General features: G+C 60.3%; 15 protein-coding genes and 1 pseudogene. 6 read left to right on the plus strand and 10 right to left on the minus strand.

The annotated features are described in order from the left end of the window. Positions 1–196 precede the first annotated feature (196 nt). The 3 genes from E3Z29_RS11850 (at position 197) to E3Z29_RS29380 (ending at position 1,420) form a co-directional block, all read left to right on the plus strand. Positions 197–565 carry a glycine zipper domain-containing protein gene (locus tag E3Z29_RS11850; protein ID WP_134785836.1) on the plus strand — a complete coding sequence of 123 codons (369 nt, stop codon included), beginning with the start codon at positions 197–199 and terminating at the stop codon, positions 563–565. Between the two features lie 138 nt (positions 566–703). After that, positions 704–1,129 carry a YMGG-like glycine zipper-containing protein gene (locus E3Z29_RS11855; protein ID WP_027613308.1) on the plus strand — a complete coding sequence of 142 codons (426 nt, stop codon included), beginning with the start codon at positions 704–706 and terminating at the stop codon, positions 1,127–1,129. Between the two features lie 123 nt (positions 1,130–1,252). Beyond that, positions 1,253–1,420: a hypothetical protein gene (locus E3Z29_RS29380; protein WP_003223252.1), complete on the plus strand. Its 168-nt coding sequence runs from the start codon at positions 1,253–1,255 to the stop codon at positions 1,418–1,420. A 75-nt stretch (positions 1,421–1,495) separates the two neighbouring features. On the opposite strand, the gene E3Z29_RS11860 is transcribed toward E3Z29_RS29380, so the two are convergent. Together E3Z29_RS11860 and E3Z29_RS11865 are read right to left on the minus strand one after the other, a co-directional pair. After that, entirely contained in the window at positions 1,496–1,924 is a 429-nt protein-coding gene (locus E3Z29_RS11860) for a hypothetical protein (RefSeq protein WP_096797772.1), read from the minus strand. Beyond that, positions 1,921–6,694, minus strand: a pseudogene (locus E3Z29_RS11865) (RHS repeat-associated core domain-containing protein). The gene E3Z29_RS11860 and the pseudogene E3Z29_RS11865 overlap by 4 nt, the downstream one beginning before the upstream one ends. 246 nt (positions 6,695–6,940) lie before the next feature. On the opposite strand from E3Z29_RS11865, the gene E3Z29_RS11870 reads away from it, so the two are divergent. Further along, complete coding sequence (locus E3Z29_RS11870; protein WP_134785837.1) at positions 6,941–7,636, plus strand: HAD-IA family hydrolase; 696 nt, start codon at positions 6,941–6,943, stop codon at positions 7,634–7,636. Between the two features lie 79 nt (positions 7,637–7,715). Here E3Z29_RS11870 and E3Z29_RS11875 read toward each other — a convergent pair whose 3' ends face one another. After that, positions 7,716–8,462 carry a 3-oxoacyl-ACP reductase family protein gene (locus E3Z29_RS11875; protein WP_134785838.1) on the minus strand — a complete coding sequence of 249 codons (747 nt, stop codon included), beginning with the start codon at positions 8,460–8,462 and terminating at the stop codon, positions 7,716–7,718. Between the two features lie 126 nt (positions 8,463–8,588). Here E3Z29_RS11875 and E3Z29_RS11880 point away from each other — a divergent pair, with 126 nt between their 5' ends. Beyond that, on the plus strand, positions 8,589–9,515 hold the full coding sequence (locus tag E3Z29_RS11880; RefSeq protein ID WP_098968494.1) for a LysR family transcriptional regulator: 927 nt from the start codon (positions 8,589–8,591) through the stop codon (positions 9,513–9,515). Positions 9,516–9,644: 129 nt separating this feature from the next. On the opposite strand, the gene E3Z29_RS11885 is transcribed toward E3Z29_RS11880, so the two are convergent. The 3 genes from E3Z29_RS11885 to E3Z29_RS11900 all read right to left on the minus strand — a co-directional run bounded on the left by E3Z29_RS11885 (position 9,645) and on the right by E3Z29_RS11900 (position 13,282). Then, positions 9,645–10,373 (minus strand): aspartate/glutamate racemase family protein, encoded by a 729-nt coding sequence (locus E3Z29_RS11885; RefSeq protein WP_027613303.1) that lies wholly within the window; start codon positions 10,371–10,373, stop codon positions 9,645–9,647. A 53-nt stretch (positions 10,374–10,426) separates the two neighbouring features. Then, positions 10,427–11,965, minus strand: a complete 1,539-nt coding sequence (locus tag E3Z29_RS11890; RefSeq protein WP_134785839.1) for an NCS1 family nucleobase:cation symporter-1 — start codon at positions 11,963–11,965, stop codon at positions 10,427–10,429. A 582-nt stretch (positions 11,966–12,547) separates the two neighbouring features. Further along, positions 12,548–13,282, minus strand: coding sequence for a phosphoadenylyl-sulfate reductase (locus E3Z29_RS11900; protein WP_003223260.1), 735 nt, complete (start codon positions 13,280–13,282; stop codon positions 12,548–12,550). A 163-nt stretch (positions 13,283–13,445) separates the two neighbouring features. Between E3Z29_RS11900 and thrH the strand changes: the two genes are divergently transcribed. Next, the gene (gene thrH / locus E3Z29_RS11905; RefSeq protein ID WP_098967943.1) at positions 13,446–14,063 is read left to right on the plus strand and encodes a bifunctional phosphoserine phosphatase/homoserine phosphotransferase ThrH; all 618 of its coding nucleotides are present in this window, start codon (positions 13,446–13,448) and stop codon (positions 14,061–14,063) included. A 109-nt stretch (positions 14,064–14,172) separates the two neighbouring features. Here thrH and pabB read toward each other — a convergent pair whose 3' ends face one another. From pabB to E3Z29_RS11925, 4 genes are all read right to left on the minus strand, one after another. Next, a complete protein-coding gene (pabB, locus tag E3Z29_RS11910; RefSeq protein ID WP_134785840.1) occupies positions 14,173–15,516 on the minus strand; it encodes an aminodeoxychorismate synthase component I in 1,344 nt (447 codons plus the stop codon). Positions 15,517–15,771: 255 nt separating this feature from the next. Then, positions 15,772–16,758 carry an alpha-L-glutamate ligase-like protein gene (locus tag E3Z29_RS11915; RefSeq protein WP_103484624.1) on the minus strand — a complete coding sequence of 329 codons (987 nt, stop codon included), beginning with the start codon at positions 16,756–16,758 and terminating at the stop codon, positions 15,772–15,774. Beyond that, positions 16,758–18,293: an inactive transglutaminase family protein gene (locus E3Z29_RS11920; RefSeq protein ID WP_007960894.1), complete on the minus strand. Its 1,536-nt coding sequence runs from the start codon at positions 18,291–18,293 to the stop codon at positions 16,758–16,760. The genes E3Z29_RS11915 and E3Z29_RS11920 overlap by 1 nt, the downstream gene beginning before the upstream one ends. Positions 18,294–18,298: 5 nt before the next feature. Next, the gene (locus tag E3Z29_RS11925) at positions 18,299–18,835 is read right to left on the minus strand and encodes an ATP-dependent zinc protease (RefSeq protein WP_025110318.1); all 537 of its coding nucleotides are present in this window, start codon (positions 18,833–18,835) and stop codon (positions 18,299–18,301) included. Between the last annotated feature and the right edge of the window lie 143 nt (positions 18,836–18,978).

Consider the following 18,978-nt stretch of genomic DNA (forward strand, 5'->3'; position numbering starts at 1 on the left):
TGAAGCCATCCGTTAGAAAGCAAGTCTCCAGCCCGTCTCCCCAGCGGGCTTTTTTTTGCCTGCGATAAAACCTTTGGCGAAATCGCTGTCCAATCGGCGCCAAGTGCGCGGCGGCAGCTGATTTGTCTGGACTTCAGCGCGTCGGCAGCTTTCAATCTCGGCCCCTTTTGATCTCCCTATTTTTGAGGTTTTCGTCATGCGTCTAACATTGCCTGCTCTGGTTCTGGGGCTTCTGGTTGCTCAAGGTGCGGTCGCCGGTGAGGGTACTGCTGCACTCGGCGGCGGTCTGGGTGGCGTGCTGGGTAACGTGGTCGGCCAGAAGATGGGCGGCAGCACTGGCGCAGCGATTGGTGCCGGTGTTGCAGGCGCGGCGGGCAGTGCGATGGCTGCCGGCAAGGGCAGCCGCACCAAAGCGGCTATTGGTGGTGGTGTTGGCGCGGCCGGTGGTTCGGTGATCGGCAACAGCCTGGGCGGCCGGAATGGTGCAACCATTGGCGCCGGTCTTGGTGGCGCTGCGGGTGGTGCCGTCGGCGCTAACCTGTCCAAAGGTCACAAGCGTCACTGATATCGAACGTTTGTTTGTCAGAAAAAGCCCGGCTCGATGTCGGGCTTTTTCATGGCTGAACGTTTTCTCGAAAAGTGTCTCCAATCTGACATAGGCCCTATGGGCATACCCTCCCGATTCGGGAACTGTGAGGTTCAAATGCGCTTGTCATTGTCTGCACTGTTTTTCGGATTATTCATCGCTCAAGGTGCGATGGCCGCCGGAGATGGCAGCGCCGCCGTCGGTGGCGGTTTGGGCGGTGTACTCGGTAACGTGGTCGGTGGCCAGCTCGGTGGCAGCACTGGTGCCGCGGTTGGCGCAGGCGTCGGCGGTGCGGCGGGCAGCGCGGTCGGGGCGAATAAACACAATCGCACCGAAGCCGCCATTGGCGGTGGTCTCGGCGCTGCCGGCGGCTCGGTGGTCGGCAACAGCTTGGGCGGCTCCACCGGTTCGGCCATTGGTGCCGGTTTGGGCGGCGCAGCGGGTGGTGCGGTGGGCAACAACCTGGGTGACGACGGTGGCAGAGCTCATTCCGGTGGTGGTCACAAGCACAACAAGTACAAACATAAAAACCGCCATCACTGATTGAATATTCGAAAACCAACCCGGCCTGGCGCCGGGTTTTTCGTTTCTGGCGGCCGGACACTGGAACGATTGGCTGTAAGGCTTTTCGAACGTTATACAACCCACCAGACGTAGAGGTTTGCCATGACGCCCGAAACCGAAGGCAAGGAAGAAAAAGGCCCGAGTGGTCTGCCGTTTATCAATGATCCGGGGAACGAGGATCCGGGGTCGCTGATGGATGATGCGACGGTGCCGTTGAATGATGCGGATGAGGCAGATATGGAGTATGAGGAGGATGAGGATGAGCAGTGAGGGGGAGTAAGGTGGATTGAAAATTTGGATTTGTTTTTAAGGGCCTGAGTGAACAGGCCCTTTTCGTGGTCATGTTTAATCGGTTTCTTTTGAGTCAGCCCATACATACAGGTTACTGAAGGCTGACATTTTTTTGATTTTTTTTAAATTAAGATATTCTTCCAGTTCTTTTTTAATGATTTTTTCATCGCAATATTTCCTATGTTTAGATGGTCTTTCGCGGGCAAAATTGTATAGGCGCCAAGTATCAAACCCATTAATTTCACCGTTTGGGCCATAGTCAAAATCTACGCTTCCTGTCGATAGATTGATGCGGCAGCCAACACCATGCAATTCATATTTAACGCCTCGAGTGACTCTTCCTCGTCGCTTTATTGTCTTGGTGTACCAGAGCCGTCGAATGTCACGAGTGCCAAATTTGCGCTCAAATATCAGCGTGCTGGACTCTACCATGGAGATAAAGTCATTTATCAGGATGTCCAAAGCTTCATTTTGATCGCTCATCTTCTTCTCCGGTGCTCCAACCTGTCCAGGCCCACATTGTTTGCTGATTCCAATACATCTTCAATACTTCTTAGAGCTCCGTTATACGTTTTTAGATCTGTTATGAGTTTGATTGTCACATTGGTCGAAGTATGTCGTGCAGCTGCTGCGCGATGGTGTCCGTCCAAGATATATAGGTTGCCGTCATGTTCTATTACGGTGATGGGATCGGTTGGGCCGTATCCGTTGCGCATTTTATTTTTATAATCTTCGACTGTCCTGGTTGAGGTTTTTCCCTCTATTGTATGTACACGCTTCAAAGTTTTCGGATCTATATTGTGAGCAATGGTCGGTAGTTTCGGCTCACCCTCGTCAACCTTAGCCCCGCCAATCCCACCCGGTACTTCACACCCAGGCTTATTCGGCGGCGGGCAGTTGGAGTTCAACCCCAACGGATCCACCCACCCCGTCGGATTCGGCGTGTACTGGTATTGGTTGAGTCCTCCAGCCAACTTCACCGGATCCGGCGTCAGATACCGCCCCAACCTCGGGTCGTAATACCGGTGCCGGTTGTAATGCAGCCCACTCTCCGCATCGAAATACTGCCCTTGAAACCGCAGCGGCTGGTCCAGGTAGTCCTCGCCCGCGAGGGTGATCGCCGACACCTTGCCGTAGGCGTCGTACTGCGCCGACCAGACGATTTCGCCGCTGTAGTCGGTGAGTTCCTGCGGGGTGCCGAGGTGGTCGAGTTGGTAGTAGAACGGGCAGGCCTTTTTCGGACCTTTGCCGTCGAGCAGCGCCAGTGGGCGGAAGGTGCCGGGTTCGTAGACGTAGCTGCGGTGGTGGTTAGGGCCGCTTTCGGCGACGAGGTGGTCGCCTTGCCAGAAGAACTCGGTGGTCTGGCCGTCGACGGTTTTGCGAATGCGCCGGCCGAAGGCGTCGTATTGGTAGGTCGCGGTTTGGCCGTCGGCGCGGGTCAGGCCGATCAGGCGGTGCTGGCAGTCGTAGCGGTACTCGGTGACGAGTTGCTGGTCGCGGCCACGGCGTTCGCGGATCAGGTTGCCGAAGGCGTCGTAGTCGTAATGGCGGTCGCCCTGCATCAGCAGGCGATTACCCTTGATCCGGGTCGGGCCGGGACGATCCTGCATCAGCAGGTTGCCGGCCGGGTCGTGGGCGAAGGATTCCGGCAGTTCGTCGCGCGAGTGACGGACGCGGATCAAGCGGTCGAGGGCGTCATAGCCATAGGTGCGCTGGCCGTGGCGGCTGTCGGCAATGTGCTCGAGGTTGCCGTTGGCGCTGTAGGCATAATCCCGGCGATACAGCGAGTCGTGCTGATGACCTACAGCGTGGGCGAGTAAACGTCCCTGATCGTCGTAGGCATAATCGCTGCGCAGCAGGCCTTGCTGGCGTTGTTGTTCGCGACCGGACAGGTAGACGTGACTGGTCAGCCGTGCCATTGAGGTCGATGGCGGTCAGCGCGCCGCCCTTGGCGTAGTGATAGTCGAGCTTGCTGTTGTCCGGCAGACGCTGGCGCTTGAGCTGGCCGCAAGCGTCGTAGACATAACGCAGGGTGCCCCAGCCCTGATGCTCGGTGATCAGCCGGTCCTGCCGGTCATATTCAAAGGCCAGTGGATGCTTTTGACCGTCATCGACCCCGGTCAAACGGCCCAGTCGGTCATAGGTGTAAGCCACCTCAACCCCGTCCGGCAGGGTTTTCAGCAGCAAGCGCCCGGCCGCATCACGCGCGTAGACGGTGACCAGCGTCGAGCCGTCATCACCGAACTCGTTCTTTTCCAGCAGGTGCCCGTTGCGGTCGTAGGCGTAAGCGGTGCGCCGGCCGTCGAAGCCAGTTTCCTGTCGGATCAATCCGGTTGGCGTGTAGTCCAGGCGATACTTTTCCCCGGACTCGTTCTCGATTTCCGTCAGCAGCAGTTGCGCATGGTCGTAGCGGTACTGCACCCGCGTGCCGTCGGGATTGATCTTGCGCGAGACCCGGTGCAGGTCGTCGTCATACTCGTAGCGGGTGAGGTGCCCGAGTTCGTCGCGCTCGGCAGTGACCTGGCCGTAGGCGCCGTAGCTGTAGGCACGGGTGGCGCCCGTAGGAAAGGTCGTCTGAATTAGTCGGCCAACAGCGTCCCACTGCTGGCGGGTGATCGCGCCGTGTTCGTCGCAAGTGGTCGTCCGTCGCCCCAGCGCGTCGTAGGAAAAGCGCCGCACACCACCGTCGGGCAGGGTTTCCTCGATCAGTTGCCCGAGGTCGTTCCACGACAACTTGTGCCGGCTGCTGTCCGGGTAGCGGATCGACAGCAACTGCCCGCGCGTGTCGTAGTAGTAATGGGTGACCTGACCGTCAGGATCGACCGCCTCGGTGACATCGCCCTCGGCGTTGCGCCGAAACGTCCACACCGCTTCACCGCGAGAACGGCTGTGCAGGAATCCGTTGCGGTACTCGTAGGACGTTGGCTCATCGTCCGGCGGAAGCAGCGCGATCAGCCGTCCGACGTCGTCGTAGCGGTATTCGGTGACCGCGCCCAGCGGATCCTGCTCGGCGATCAGTCGACCCTGATCGTCATAAGCCTTGAGGTGCTCACCGCCATCGGCCGCGACCTTGCGCACCAGCCGTGCGCTGTCGTCGTGGACGTAGGTTTCTTCGCTGCCATCGACGTAGTGCACCGCGACGCTGCCGTCATCGGCCCAGACGTAACGGGTGTCCATCTGCGCGAACGACGCCCAGTGCCGCACGCAACGCGCCGACTTGCCCGAGCGTTCCCATTCCCAGAAGAAACTCGCGCCGCCGGTCAGTTGCCGCTGCAGGATGACGTGCTGATCGTCGTAGTCGTAACGCTCACTGTCACCGACCGCATTGGTCGCGGCCAACAACCGCTGACGCGCGTCGTAGCAATAACTGACCAGCGTTTGCTCGGTGCGCCAGCCATCAACCTCAAGCACCTGGTAATCAACCGCCACCAGATGCGCCCGGTCGTAGCGCAACAACAGCGACCGCCCGGCCCCGTTATCCAGGCGCTGCACACGCTCGGAAAAATCGCGATGCACCGTCAGACGATTGCCATACGCATCACTGACCGCCACCAGCCGCCCGGCACGAAAGTGATAAAACCGCGCCGTATCCCCGGCCAGCGCGAGGATCAGTTCCTCCGGCTCATCGCCGAGAAAAATCGCCGCCCGCGACAGGCTGTTGTGAATCCCCGGGCGCTCAACGCTGGGCAACGGAAAACGCGTGCGGCGGTTCTCGTGATCGACCCAGATCACCGCCTCGCCATCAAACTCCAGCCGATGCGCCAGCGAATGGCTCCAGGCAAACCCCAGCCCGACATCGATCTCCACCGCGCTGGTGCGGTACAACCGGGTGAACTCGAACGGCAGCAAACCATCGAGCGTGCCGTCGGTCAGGGTCAGCAGTTCTTCGCCGGTAACCATCGACACCGGACAGCCGTTGGTGCAGGTCAGCGGCGCGCAATCGGCGCTGTCGCCGTTGGGGTTTTTGGCCTGGTTCGAAGCATCGTCGCGGGGTTCGTGACGCTCCATCCGGGTGGTGTTCCGCGACTTTTCCCGCGCCATCGGCGCCGGATTCGGCACACTCAGCACGACCGAGTCGGCCTGGCGAATGTTCAGAGGGATCGCTGGTGTCGGCTTCAAAGACACATTGCGTGCATTGACCATCAATGGCTTCAACGCGCCCGCATGCTTGTTCAGATCCGCAGGGGAAGTCAGTTCGCTCAGGCGCAAGGCCGATGCGGCCAGCCATTGCCGAGCCCGGGGCGACTTGATCTTGCTCAGCACCTTGCTGCTCAGTCGCACGGGCACGCCAACGCCGCCGGAAACGCGCATCAGCAAAAAGCTGATCAACAACTCGACCCGGACTTCGGCCACTACTTCTGCCAGATACTGCGGCGGCAGCATCTTCAGCCAACTGGTGAACGCTGCCAGATGGATAAACAGCAACGGCTCGTCACTGAGGATCAGCAAGCCATTGGCGATGGCCTCGCCGGAGGCGTCGAGCAGCGCTTGCAGCTCGACATCGCTCAGGTACTGCAGGAGTTTTTCGCTGTTGGCCTGCAGGTCGGCGAGCAGGGCAAACAGCTGTTTAACGTCATCCCAGATGTCGTGCAGGGCTTTCTCGAAACCGCGCCAGTCGGCCTGTTGCAACTGCTGGTAACGATCAGCCAAACCGGCGCCGGAAAACTCCGCCCACAGCGGCTGAAACCCATCCCACTCCTGGCGAAGCCAGACCTCCAGCCCGTCCAGAATCTCTTCATAGGAGGCATACAGCGCTTGGATATGGGCGCTGGACACATCAGGAAAGAAGGTGATGCGATAACGCTGGCCCCGGTCGCAGTCGCGCACTTCCAGAATGCCGCTCGGGCCGATGGTATGGCGCAGCGGTTCACCGAAACTCAATACACCGCCGATTTCGCCGATCACCGGTTCCAGCATCACCGGGGTATCGCCGATCGGTACGAACCGCGCCGCCTCGAACAGGTGCACCAAGGTCAACGGGCCGCTGGCGGGGCACATGACCACCGGGGTCTGGATCGGCTGGCGGGATTTGACCGGAGCGCTGAGGTGCACGTCGTCGCCGACCTTGAACACCTGCTCGACATCCAGTGCCGTACCCGTCCAGAGCTGCTCGGCCCAGGCCTCGTAGTTGTTCAGGCACAGGCGGAACTCGCGGATCAGCGTTTCGAAGTCCGGGTGTTGCGGGTTCAGGGCGGCAACCACCAGCAGGCCGATGCTGTTGTTCAGGGCCAGGAGCCGATCGGTTTGGAACATTCGCAAGCACTCGCGCACATGAAAGAGGTGCGCGGACTTTGCGGGGGATCAACATGGAAAGAAGTCGGGAAAGTAGGCGTTATCTGTAGGGCATTTCGCTAAATGTCAGCGAGTCATTCCACCGCCCGTAAACATTGCCCGTTGCTCAATGTCCGCTGGCCTCGCTATGCTGCTGAACCCATTAATCAGATCCGCGTAGCGGCGCCGTTTGGGCCGCCCGGGATGTTTTTGATAACGGATCCGATGATGAATGCACCGATGAAGACGTTTGGCCCGATCAAGGCCGTGATTTTCGACATGGACGGTTTGCTGCTGGACACCGAAGGCATCTACACCGAGGTCACCTCGCTCATCGCCGAGCGTTACGGGCGGACCTTCGACTGGAGCATCAAACAGAACATCATCGGTCGCGGGGCCAATGATCTGGCGAACTACGTGGTGCAGGCGCTGGATCTGCCGATCAGCGCCGAAGAGTTTCTGCTGATCCGCGAACCACTGATGCGTGAACGCTTTCCCAAGGCCCAGGCCATGCCGGGCGCGGAGGAGCTGATTCGTCACCTCAAGGCGCACAACATTCCGATCGCCGTGGGCACGAGTTCGTCGCGGCAGTCGTTCGGCCAGAAAACCACCTTGCACCGCGACTGGTTTGCCCTGTTCGATTTCATCGTCACCGCCGACGACCCGGAAGTTGGCGCAGCAAAACCGGCGCCGGACATCTTTCTCACCGCCGCCCGGCGTCTGGGTGTAGCGCCTGAAGACTGTCTGGTCTTCGAGGATTCGCCGTTTGGCGTCACCGCCGCGAAAGCGGCGGGAATGACTGCCATTGCGATTCCCGACGCGGCCATGGCCGATGAAAAATACGCGCATGCCGACGGGATTCTGCGCACGCTCAAGGCGTTCACCCCGAGTGCCTGCGGTTTGCCGGCGCTGGAATGGGCTTGATCAGCCAATAAGCGCCGATAAAAAAACGCCGCCCTCTGTAAGGAGGCGCGGCGTTTTTTGTATCCGGGATTCAGCGCAATCAGGCGCCAAAACCACCGTCGATGGTCAGGCTGGCACCGGTGATGTAACCGGCTTCCGGGCCGACCAGATAAGCGACGAAACCGGCGATTTCATCGGCGGTGCCGTAACGACCGACGGCCATCAGCGGGATCAGGCTCTCGGCGAAATCGCCATGGGCCGGGTTCATGTCAGTGTCGACCGGGCCGGGCTGCACGTTGTTGATGGTGATGCCGCGCGGGCCCAGATCACGGGCCAGGCCTTTGGTCAGGCCGACCAGTGCCGATTTGCTCATCGCGTACACCCCGCCACCGCCGAAGGGCATGCGGTCGGCGTTGGTGCTGCCGATGTTGACGATGCGCGAGCCTTCGCCCATGTGTCTGGCGGCTTCCTGAGACGCGATGAACACGCTGCGCACGTTGATCGCCAGGGTCTGGTCGAAGTCTTCCAGTTTGAAGTCTTCCAGCGGCGCGATGGCCAGGACGCCGGCGTTGTTCACCAGAATATCCAGGCGGCCAAAGGCTTCGACGGTGGCGCTGACAGCATTGCGGATTGCGGCTTCATCGGCGCTGTCGGCCTTGATCGCCAAGGCTTTGCCCCCGCTGGCGGTGATGCTGTTCTGCAACTCTTCGGCCTTGGCGGTGGAGCTGACGTAGGTGAATGCGACAGCGGCGCCTTCGGCGGCCAGGCGTTTGACGATGGCGGCGCCGATACCACGGGAACCGCCTTGAATCAGAGCGACTTTGCCGCTGAGGTGTTGAGTGGTCATGTTCGATCTCCAGAAAATTCAAGGCGGGGTGCCTTGTTGTTGGAGCCGAGTATCGGCCTCGCATCGACAACCGTGTAGACCATGATTGCTATAGTCTGTGTAAACCAGAAGTTTATAGTGGCGATCATGGAAACTTTCAGCAGCATCGAATGCTTCGTGCGCAGCGCCGAAGTCGGCAGCTTTGCCGAAGCCGCCCGGCGCTTGAGCCTGACCCCGGCCGCCGTCGGCAAGAGTGTGGCGAAGCTCGAGGTGCGGCTCGGTGTACGGCTGTTCCAGCGTAGTACACGCAGCCTGACCCTGACCGAGGCCGGTCAGCTGTTTTTGAGTCAGGTCAGTGGCAGTCTGACGACGATTCAGAATGCGGTGGCCAATCTGGCGAGTGTGGAAGGGCTGCCGGCGGGGACGTTGAAAGTCAGCATGGGCACGGTATTCGGGCGCTTGTACATCGTGCCATTGCTGCAAGAATTTTTACGTCGGTTTCCGGCGATCAACCCTGACTGGCATTTTGATAACCGTCAGGTCGATTTGATTGGGCAGGGTTTCGATGCGGCGATTGGCGGCGGCTTTGAATTGCCCCAAGGCGTGGTCGCACGCAGATTGGCACCCGCGCATCGTGTGTTGGTCGCATCTGCTGACTATCTGCAAAAGCAAGAAGCCATCGCCGAACCGGATGACCTGCAACGTCACGATGGCATCCTGATTCGTTCGCCGCAAACCGGTCGAGTGCGCTCCTGGCAGTTGATCAGTGGCCGCAGTCAGCTCTGTCAGCCCTTGAGCCTCAAGACGCGAATGACCATGAGCGACTCCGAAGCCGCCTGCGCCACGGCAGCGCAAGGTCTGGGGATCGCACTGGTCAGCATGCCGTTTGCCGTGGGTTACCTCGAGGCGGGCACGTTGCAGCGGGTGCTGCCGGACTGGTACATCGATGACGGCAATATTTCGATCTATTACGCCGAGCATAAATTATTGCCGGGCAAGACTCGGGCGTTTGTCGATTTTGTGATTGAGCAGTTTGCGCAGCAGGGGTTGGCTCGGCGGTTCAGTGCTTTCTGAGCAAGACGTGGCACCGAGTTGACCCATTCGCGAGCAAGCCCGCTCCCACATTGGATCTGTGGCGTTCACAAATCCAATGTGGGAGCGGGCTTGCTCGCGAAGGATACGACTCGGTATTCGTCTGTGAACTCAGCGAGCAAACCGCTCCGCCCAGCCAATGATCTGCTTCGGCCGTGGCGTCGCGTAAGTCCGCACCTTGGACGTCGACAACCCCAGCCGCACCAGCGATTCAGCAATGGTCACCGCCGCCGTCACGCCATCCACCACCGGCACCCCGGTGCGGCGACGAATCTGTTCATCCAGCCCGGCCATGCCGCCGCAGCCCAGACAGATCACTTCGGCCTTGTCCTGGGTCACCGCCAGTTCCGCCTGCTGCACGATGGCTTCCAGTGCGCGCTGTGGTTCGTGCTCCAACTCCAGCACCGCAAGACCACTGGCCCGCACCGAGGCACAGCGATCCCACAGGCCCGAGAGTTTCAGTCGATCCTCGATCAGCGGCACGGTGCGATCCAGCGTGGTCACCACCGAATAGGCGTGACCGAGAAACATCGCGGTACTGGCGGCGGCGTCGGTGATGTCCACCACTGGCACGTTGAGCAGTTCCTGCAAACCTTCGCGACCATGCTCGCCGTAACCGGCCTGAATCACCGCGTCGAACGGTTGGTCGTAGGACATCACCCGGTCCATCACGGCGATGGCCGCCAGGTAACTTTCGAAATTGCCTTCCACCGAGTCGGCGCCGAAGAACGGTGTCAGGCCGACGATCTCCGTACCGGGAGACGCGACGGCCTGCGCCGAGCGGGCGATGGCCTGGGTGATGGATTCGGTGGTGTTGACGTTGACCACAAGAATACGCATGGGAAGTCCTTATTGCGGGCAGTTCAGCGGCCCAAACCCGGGCCGCAAGGAAGTTAATGGCTGACGTTGTCGACGGCGATCGATTCGCCACTGACGTCGGCGTAGTGCGGCTGACGTTTGGCGATGATCAGGTAGAGCATCGCGGCAATGCCGGCGCCCACCAGCCAGGAGAACGGCGAGATGCTGTGGAAGCCCGGCACCAGCGCCAGAACGATGGCGATCAGCGCTGCCGGAATGAACGCCGCCACGGCGCGGAAATTCACTCCACGGCTGTAGTAATAGGCGCCGTTGGGGTCTTCGCTGTACAGCTGCGGGACGTTGATCCGGCCTCTGCGGATCAGCCAGTAGTCGACCATGATCACCCCGTACAGCGGGCCGAGCAGGGCGCCGAGGCCGGAGAGGAAGTACACGATCACCAGCGGGCTGTTGTAGAGGTTCCACGGCAGGATCAGCACGGCGATGGTCGCGCTGATCAGCCCGGCGCGGCGGAAGGTCAGGTACTTCGGCGCCAGGTTGCTGAGGACGAAGGCCGGGGCGACGAAGTTGGCCATGATGTTCACCGCCACGGTGACGATCAGGAACGCCAGGCAACCGAGCACCAGAAAGAACGTATTGGGAATCGAGGCGATGATTTCGGTCGGGCTTTCGATGATCCGTCCGTTGATCTGAAATTGCGCACCGCAGAGCAGGACGGTGATAGCGGCGAACACCAGAATGTTCACCGGCAGGCCCCAGAAATTGCCGACCTTGATGGTCTTGCGGCACGGCGAAGAACGCGCAAAGTCACAGAAATTCAGGATCAGCGTGCCGTAGATCGCCAGCCACAAGGCGCCGCCGGCAAAGATGTTGCGCCACATTTCGCCACCGCTCAGCGGTTCGCGGATCGACCAGGCAATGGTCGCGTTGGCCTGGGTGTACATCCACGCGGCGAGGGCGGCGACGGTCAGCAGAATCACCGGGCCGGCAAAAGCCTCGTAACGGCGAACCATTTCCATGCCGTAGGCGAGAATCGCCAGCTGCACGAACCAGATCGCTACGAAGCACACCCAGCCCAGCGTCGACAGGCCGAGAATCGAGTTGTGGTCGTAATCGGCGAAACCGGGGTGAATCGCCGTCAGCAGCACGCGAAACACCACCGACGCCAGATACGTCTGAATGCCGAACCAGGCGATGGCGATCACCGCGCGAATCAACGCCGGAATCTGCGCGCCGTGGATGCCGAAACTGATCCGGCTGATCACCGGAAACGGCACCCCGGTTTTCTGCCCCATGTAGCCGGACAGGTTCATGAAGAAGTACACCAGCGCCGCGCCGATCCCCAGCGACAGCAGAATCTGCCAGCCCCCCAGGCCCAACGCATACAGCCCGATGGCGAACGAGTAGTTGGCGATGTTGTGCACATCGTTGGTCCACAGGGCGAAGATGCTGTATTTGCCCCAGCGCCGACCTTCGGCGCGGGTCGGTGCCAGGTCGCTGTTGTGCAGGCGCGGGCTGAGTTGTAACGGTTGGGCCAGACCCGCGTCGGGCAATGGCTGGTCGAGGGCAGAGGCGGGCAGATTCAGCGCGATGTTGTTGGAGAGACTTGTACGCATTCCGGCAGGCTCCTGATGGGCGGGGCCGCGATGACTGTGCATGAGCTCAGTGCTCGACAAATCTTCGTCGCGGCCAGCAGACATCACTGGTTACGGGGCATCTGCAGCCTGTACGGGATAGGGCGCTTCAGGCTTGCGGATCGAAAGTGTGGATTGATGTTTTGCAGTTTTGTATACAAAACATGTATGCACCAAAGCCAGATCTGTGCCAGTCAGCGATCTATGCAGCGATGCGCTCATTTCGAAAAGTTATCGATGAGCGCTAAGTGTTTGAAAATAATTGGTTATAAATTGACCGATTGAACAGGTATTTATTTTTTGCGAGGGATTTTGCGCAGGTGGCAGAACGCAGGGGAATTCAGCAGGGATGTAACTTTTCAGGGCGTGAAAGCAAAAAGTGCACACATAAATGGCACCGATGGTGACATTCGTGTGTACACATTTTTTTCATGGCACCACGAAGCAAATGTGGGAGCGGGCTTGCTCGCGAAGGCATCTTCCCAGTCAACAAATTCGCTGACTGACAGACCGCTTTCGCGAGCAAGCCCGCTTCCACAGGGGGAGACATCATTGGGGCGAGATTTACGCCTTGCTGATGATATTCCCCGCATGCAGCCCGCACTCTTTCTGCGTCGCTTCTTCCCACCACCAGCGGCCTTCGCGCTCGTGCTGGTTCGGCAGCACCGGGCGGGTGCACGGTTCGCAGCCGATGCTGATGAAGCCGCGTTCATGCAGGCTGTTGTACGGCAGTTCGAGCATGCGGATGTAACCCCAGATCTCTTCGCTGGTCATCTGCGCCAGCGGGTTGAACTTGTACAGGGTGCGTTCGGGCGTGGAAAACGCGGTGTCGATTTCCAGCACCGCCACGGCGCTGCGGGTGCCCGGGCTCTGATCGCGGCGCTGGCCGGTGGCCCAGGCTTTGACGCCGGACAGTTTGCGGCGCAGCGGTTCGATCTTGCGGATGCCGCAGCATTCGCCATGGCCGTCCTTATAGAAGCTGAACAGGCCTTTTTCCTTCACGAACGGTTCCAGCTTCGTGTAGTCCGGCGACACCAGTTCGATATCGATCTTGTAGTGCTCGCGCACCTGATCGATGAAGCGATAGGTTTCCGGGTGCAGGCGGCCGGTGTCGAGGCTGAACACCTTGACGTTCTTGTTCAGCTTCCAGGCCATGTCCACCAGCACCACATCCTCGGCACCACTGAAAGATATCCACAGCTCGTCACCGAACTCGGCGAACGCGAGTTTCAGGATGTCCTGGGCGGATTTGTTGGCATAGGTCGTGGCGAGTTCCACGACATCGAACGTTGGGCTCATCAGGGCGGCTTCCTACAGGTCGGTGGCGCTGGGCGCTCTATATGGCGGCGATGGTAACAAAAAGCGGCGGAGTAGGGTGTGCCCGCTGCGTTGCGCGGTGGCGGGGGAGTCGCTAGAGTTCGGGCTCGCTCGACTCAATAATCACTACAAACGGGAGTGTCTTGTGGAAATTGCTTGCCTGGATCTTGAAGGGGTACTGGTGCCGGAAATCTGGATCGCCTTCGCCGAAAAAACCGGAATCGAATCCCTCAAGGCCACCACCCGGGACATTCCCGATTACGACGTGCTGATGCAGCAGCGCCTGCGCATCCTCGACGAGCACGGCCTGAAGCTCTCGGACATCCAGGAAGTGATCGCCACCCTCAAGCCGCTGGACGGCGCGGTGGAGTTCGTCGACTGGCTGCGCGAGCGCTTTCAGGTGGTGATTCTCTCGGACACTTTCTACGAATTCTCCCAGCCGCTGATGCGGCAACTGGGCTTCCCGACCTTGCTCTGCCATCGCCTGATCACGGACGACAGCGGGCGAGTGACCAGCTATCAATTGCGTCAGAAAGATCCCAAGCGTCAGTCGGTGCTGGCGTTCAAAAGCCTGTACTACCGGGTAATTGCGGCGGGAGATTCGTATAACGACACGAGCATGCTGGGCGAGGCGGACGCGGGGATTCTGTTTCATGCGCCGGACAACGTGATTCGCGAGTTCCCGCAGTTTCCGGCGGTGCATACGTTTGTCGAGTTGAAGCAGGAATTCCTCAAAGCCTCAAACCGGGATTTGAGTTTGTAATTACAACATTGTGGCGAGGGAGCTTGCTCCCGCTCGGCTGCGCAGCAGTCGTAAGATTTTGGGGAGCGCTTCGCACTCCAGCGGGAGCAAGCTCCCTCGCCACAAAAAGTTATAGGTTTTGCAGGGTATCGAGGAGGATTCTGACCTTGGTAATCGACTCCTGATACTCCGCCTGCCAGTCCGAATCGGCCACGATCCCGCCACCACCCCAGCAGCACACCTGCCCATCCTTGACCAACAGACTGCGAATCGCGATGGAGCTGTCCATCTCGCCGCGTACGTCCAGGTACAGCAACGAACCGCAATACAAACCGCGCCGGGTCGGTTCCAGTTCATCGATGATCTGCATCGCACGGATCTTCGGTGCGCCGGTGATCGAGCCGCCGGGGAAACTGCCGGCAATCAGATCCAGCGCATCGCGATCCTCGGCCAGTTCACCGGTCACGCTGCTGACCAGGTGATGCACGTTGGGATAGCTTTCCAGGCTGAACAGCTCCGGCACCCGCACCGAGCCGATGCGGCAGGTACGGCCGAGGTCGTTGCGCAGCAGGTCGACGATCATCAGGTTTTCCGCGCGATCCTTGGGGCTGGCCAGCAGTTCGGCGGCGTTGGCGGCGTCTTCGGCCGGCGTCAGTCCACGCGGGCGGGTGCCCTTGATCGGGCGGGTTTCCACCTGGCGCTGGCTGACTTTGACGAAGCGCTCCGGCGACAGGCTCAACACCGCGTCGCCGTCGGGCAGGCTCTGGAAACCGGAAAACGGCGTCGGGCAGGCCTCGCGCAACGCGCAATAGGCCAGCCACGGATCGCCCTGACACGGTGCGCGGAAACGCTGGGCGAAGTTGACCTGATAGCAGTCGCCGGCCTGGATGTATTGATGAATGCGTTCCAGCGCCTGGCGATAGTCATCGGCCGACAGATCGGCGGTCATCGGCGTGTCCAGCTTGAACGGCGTCAGCGGCGCTGAAGTCGGTTGGCTGAACAGCGCGATCAGCCGTTGCCGCTCGCTGTCGGCCAGTGACGGGTGAAACACCAGTTGGCTGGTGGCGGTCTGGTGATCGCTGATCAGCGCCCAGTCGTACAGGCCGAACCGCGCGTCGGGCAATTGCAGATCATCCCGGGCCTGGCTCGGCAGGTGTTCCAGATGCCGGCCAAAGTCGTAGCTCAGGTAGCCGATCAGGCCGCCGGCGAATGGCAGGTCATATTCGCCAGGCAACTGCGCCTCGCCCAGACGGCTCAGATTATCGCGCAGGCGTTGCAGGAAAACGCTGCCGCTTTCGTCGGGCAACACCGCCAGTTGTTCCAGCGGCCAGGCGCTGAGCAGATCATAACGGCCACGGTCGGCGCTCGGCCGGCCGCTGTCGAGCAGCACGGCGCCGGGTGCATGGCGGATGGCCGCGAAGTAGTCGGCGGGGTTGGCGCGGTAGGGCAGCGGGTGTACGGAACAGGTCAACATGGGCGGGGCAGATCGGCCATCGAGGCGGGGTGGGGATTGTAGTCCTCTCGGCTGCCAGATCAAAATCAAAAGCTACCCCCTCACCCCAGCCCTCTCCCCCAAGGGGGCGAGGGGGAAAGGGGGCGGATCTTCATGCTTTTCAAGTTCTGAGTTCGACTCGAACTTGCAGGTCGATGTACTTCGAGCATCCAACACGGTCAGTCCCCTCTCCCTCCGGGAGAGGGCTAGGGTGAGGGGCTCTTCAGCTTTTCAGCTTCAGCCCTCGACCGCCGGAATATGCCCAAACATCTCCTGAGTAAACGCCACCCGTTCTTCAACTGACTCCGTCACCCCACGCGCCTTCAGCTCTTCCAGATGCGCCTCGACCGCGTGCGTACGCTGGGTCAGCCCGCAATCGTTGGCAATCTGGATATTCAGCCCCGGCCGCGCATTCAGCTCGAGAATCAGCGGACCTTTCTCCTGGTCCAGCACCATGTCCACACCGATGTAACCCAGCCCGCAAAGCTCATAACAGCCAGCCGCGAGCTTCATGAAGCCGTCCCAGTAGGGCAGTTGCACGCCGTCCACCGCGTTGGTGGTGTCGGGGTGTTTGTTGATGATGTTGTTCAGCCAGGTGCCGCGCAGGGTCAGGCCGGTGGCGAGATCGACACCGACGCCGATGGCGCCCTGGTGCAGGTTGGCCTTGCCGCCGGACTGACGGGTCGGCAGGCGCAGCATGGCCATCACCGGATAGCCCATCAGCACGATGATGCGGATGTCCGGCACGCCTTCGTAGCTGATGCTCTTGAAGATCTGGTCCGGAGTCACCCGGTATTCGATCAGTGCGCGGTCGCGGTGACCGCCCAGCGAATACAGGCCGGTGAGGATGCTCGAGATGTGGTGTTCGAGTTCTTCATGGGCAAGGATCTTGCCCGAGACCGTGCGATAGCGGCCCTCGAAGCGGTCGGCGATGACGATGATGCCGTCACCGCCGGCGCCCTGGGCGGGCTTGATCACGAAGTCGTTGTGCCCGCCGATGATCGCGTCGAGCTTGTCGATTTCCTTCTCCGTGGAGATCACGCCGTACAGCTCCGGCACGTGAATGCCGGCAGCGATGGCGCGCTCCTTGGTGATGATCTTGTCATCGACGATCGGGTACAGGCTGCGCTTGTTGTATTTGAGCACGTAGTCGGCGTTACGCCGATTGATGCCCATGATGCCCCGCGCCTCCAGCGCCTTCCAGGTCTTCCAGAAACCGAACATCAGGCGTCAGCCTTCTTCAGGAAAGCCTTGAAGCGCACCAGTTCGGTCAGGCGGTAGCCGCGATAGCGACCCATCGCCAGCATGAAGCCGACCAGAATCAGCAGGATCGCCGGGAAGGTGAACACGAAGTACACCAGCTCCGGCACGGTCATGATCAGGTGTGCCAGCGAGGCGGCGAACAGGGTGCCGATCGCCACTTTCATGGCATGGCTGGCGCCGCGTTCTTCCCAGGTGATCGACAGGCGTTCGATGGTCATGGTCAGAATCACCATCGGGAACAGCGCCACCGACAAACCGCGCTCCAGGCCGAGTTTATGGCTGAACAGACTGATGGCGGCAATCAGCACCACCACAAAGGTCAACACCACCGACAGGCGCGGCAGCATCTGCAGCTTCAAATGTTCCAGATACGAGCGTAATGACAGGCCCAGCGCCGTGATCACGGTAAATAGCAGGATGCCGAAGCCCAGTTGCGTTTCGCGGAAGGCCAGGGCGATCAGCACCGGGGTAAAGGTGCCGAGGGTCTGCAGGCCGATCAGGTTGCGCAGGATCAGGATCACCAGCACGCCGATCGGGATCATCACCATGATCATGAACGTTTGCTGGGTCTGCAGCGGCAGGCCGTACAGCGAGTATTCGAGGAAGTTGGCGTCGGTGTTTTCGTCGGTCAGCTTGGCCAGACGAATCGCGTTCATCTCGCTGTTGTTCAGGCTGAAGGTCACGTTGGCTTTCTTCGCGCCCTCGATGGTGATCAGGTTTTCATCACCGGTCCACCACAGCAGGCGGTCGGTCGGCAGGCCTTGTTCGCCGGTTTCCGGGTTGAAGTACAGCCAGTCGTTGCCGTTGAAACTGCGCAGCCACAGTTCCGGGGTTTGCGGTTGATCGGCGACGAGGCGGATGGTGTGGACTTTTTCCACCGGCACGTGAGCGATCGACAGCAGCAGTTCGACGATCTTCGCCTTATGCGGCGTCGACGGGTCGCCGGCCAGCAGCAGTTTGACGTTGTCATCGTTGGCGTTGTTGACGCGTTTGATCGCTTCGCCGATGAAGGTTTCGACGTCGGCCGAGTGCTGGCGGATCGGCGCGAGCAGGGCTTCGGCGGCGATTTTTTCCGGGCCTTCGATGGCGATGCTGTCGCGGAAGGTCGGGCCTTTGATCTTGGATTTTTCCGCGGTGTAGCGCTTGGTCAGCACCAGACGGTAATAAAGGGTCTGGTTGCCCTTGGCCCGGCGCGCCGACCAGGTGACCTTGCGGTTGCCGTCGACACGGTTGACCGCCACGCCGTAATTATTGGAGATAAAGCTTTCGTTGAGGCTGACGTAATCGCGGCTCAGGGGCGGCACGAACATCTGGACCTTCACCGGGTCCTTGGTGCTGGCGACGAACTCGACTTTGGCGTCGATGTTCCACAAGTCGTCGGTAGCGTCTTCGGTCACCGGGATGCCGAGCACGAAAATCTGATAGGCCGTAACCGAAACGCCCAGGAGCACCAGAATGGTGATCAGGATTTTCAGGTGGAAGGTTAGAGAACGCATGGAAATTACTCGGCGGTATGAGCGGCGATGGTGCAGGCAGGTTTGCCGGCAGCGTATTTAAGACTGGGGTCGACCAGCGCGTCGAAGCGTTTCAGCGCTTCGGAGCCGATCAAAAGCGGGTATTGGAACGCACTTCGGTCGGTCAGGTTCACTTCGATGCTGCGCAACGCCGTGCCCATGCAGATATCCAGCTCGATCACCGGGCGCGCGGTGTACTTTTTACCTTCTTCCGGGTCGTAGTCGCCGGCGCGGCGTTTGATCTTGCTGACCCGGGCCAGCGGCCGCTCGATCGGGTGCGAATGCGCCGCGTCGATCGCCAGGTAGAAACGCACCCAGGACTCGCCGTTGCGTTTGAAGCGTTTGATGTCGCGGGCACTCAGTGAGGCGGTCTTGGCGCCAGTGTCGAGTTTGGCCGCGACTTGCAGATTGATGCCGTCAAGCGATGCGTATTCGTTGAGGCCGTACACGGTTTTTTCCCCCGCCGCGGCGAGGCCGGGCAGGCAAAACAGCGCAAAAAATGTGGGGAAGGGCTTGAGTCTCATAAATCCTGGTGCGCAGCGTTCCGTTTTCGGTTCAGGTGCCTGGCAATACTGCGCAAGTTCCTTCGTGTGCCTATCAGCTTTTTATGACAAGCCGTACAAATGGCCAGCAAATGCGGGCGGCATTCTAGCACGGTGGTTTTATG

The organism is Pseudomonas sp. S150 (assembly GCF_004526365.1).
GTDB classification, from domain to species: domain Bacteria; phylum Pseudomonadota; class Gammaproteobacteria; order Pseudomonadales; family Pseudomonadaceae; genus Aquipseudomonas; species Aquipseudomonas putida_A.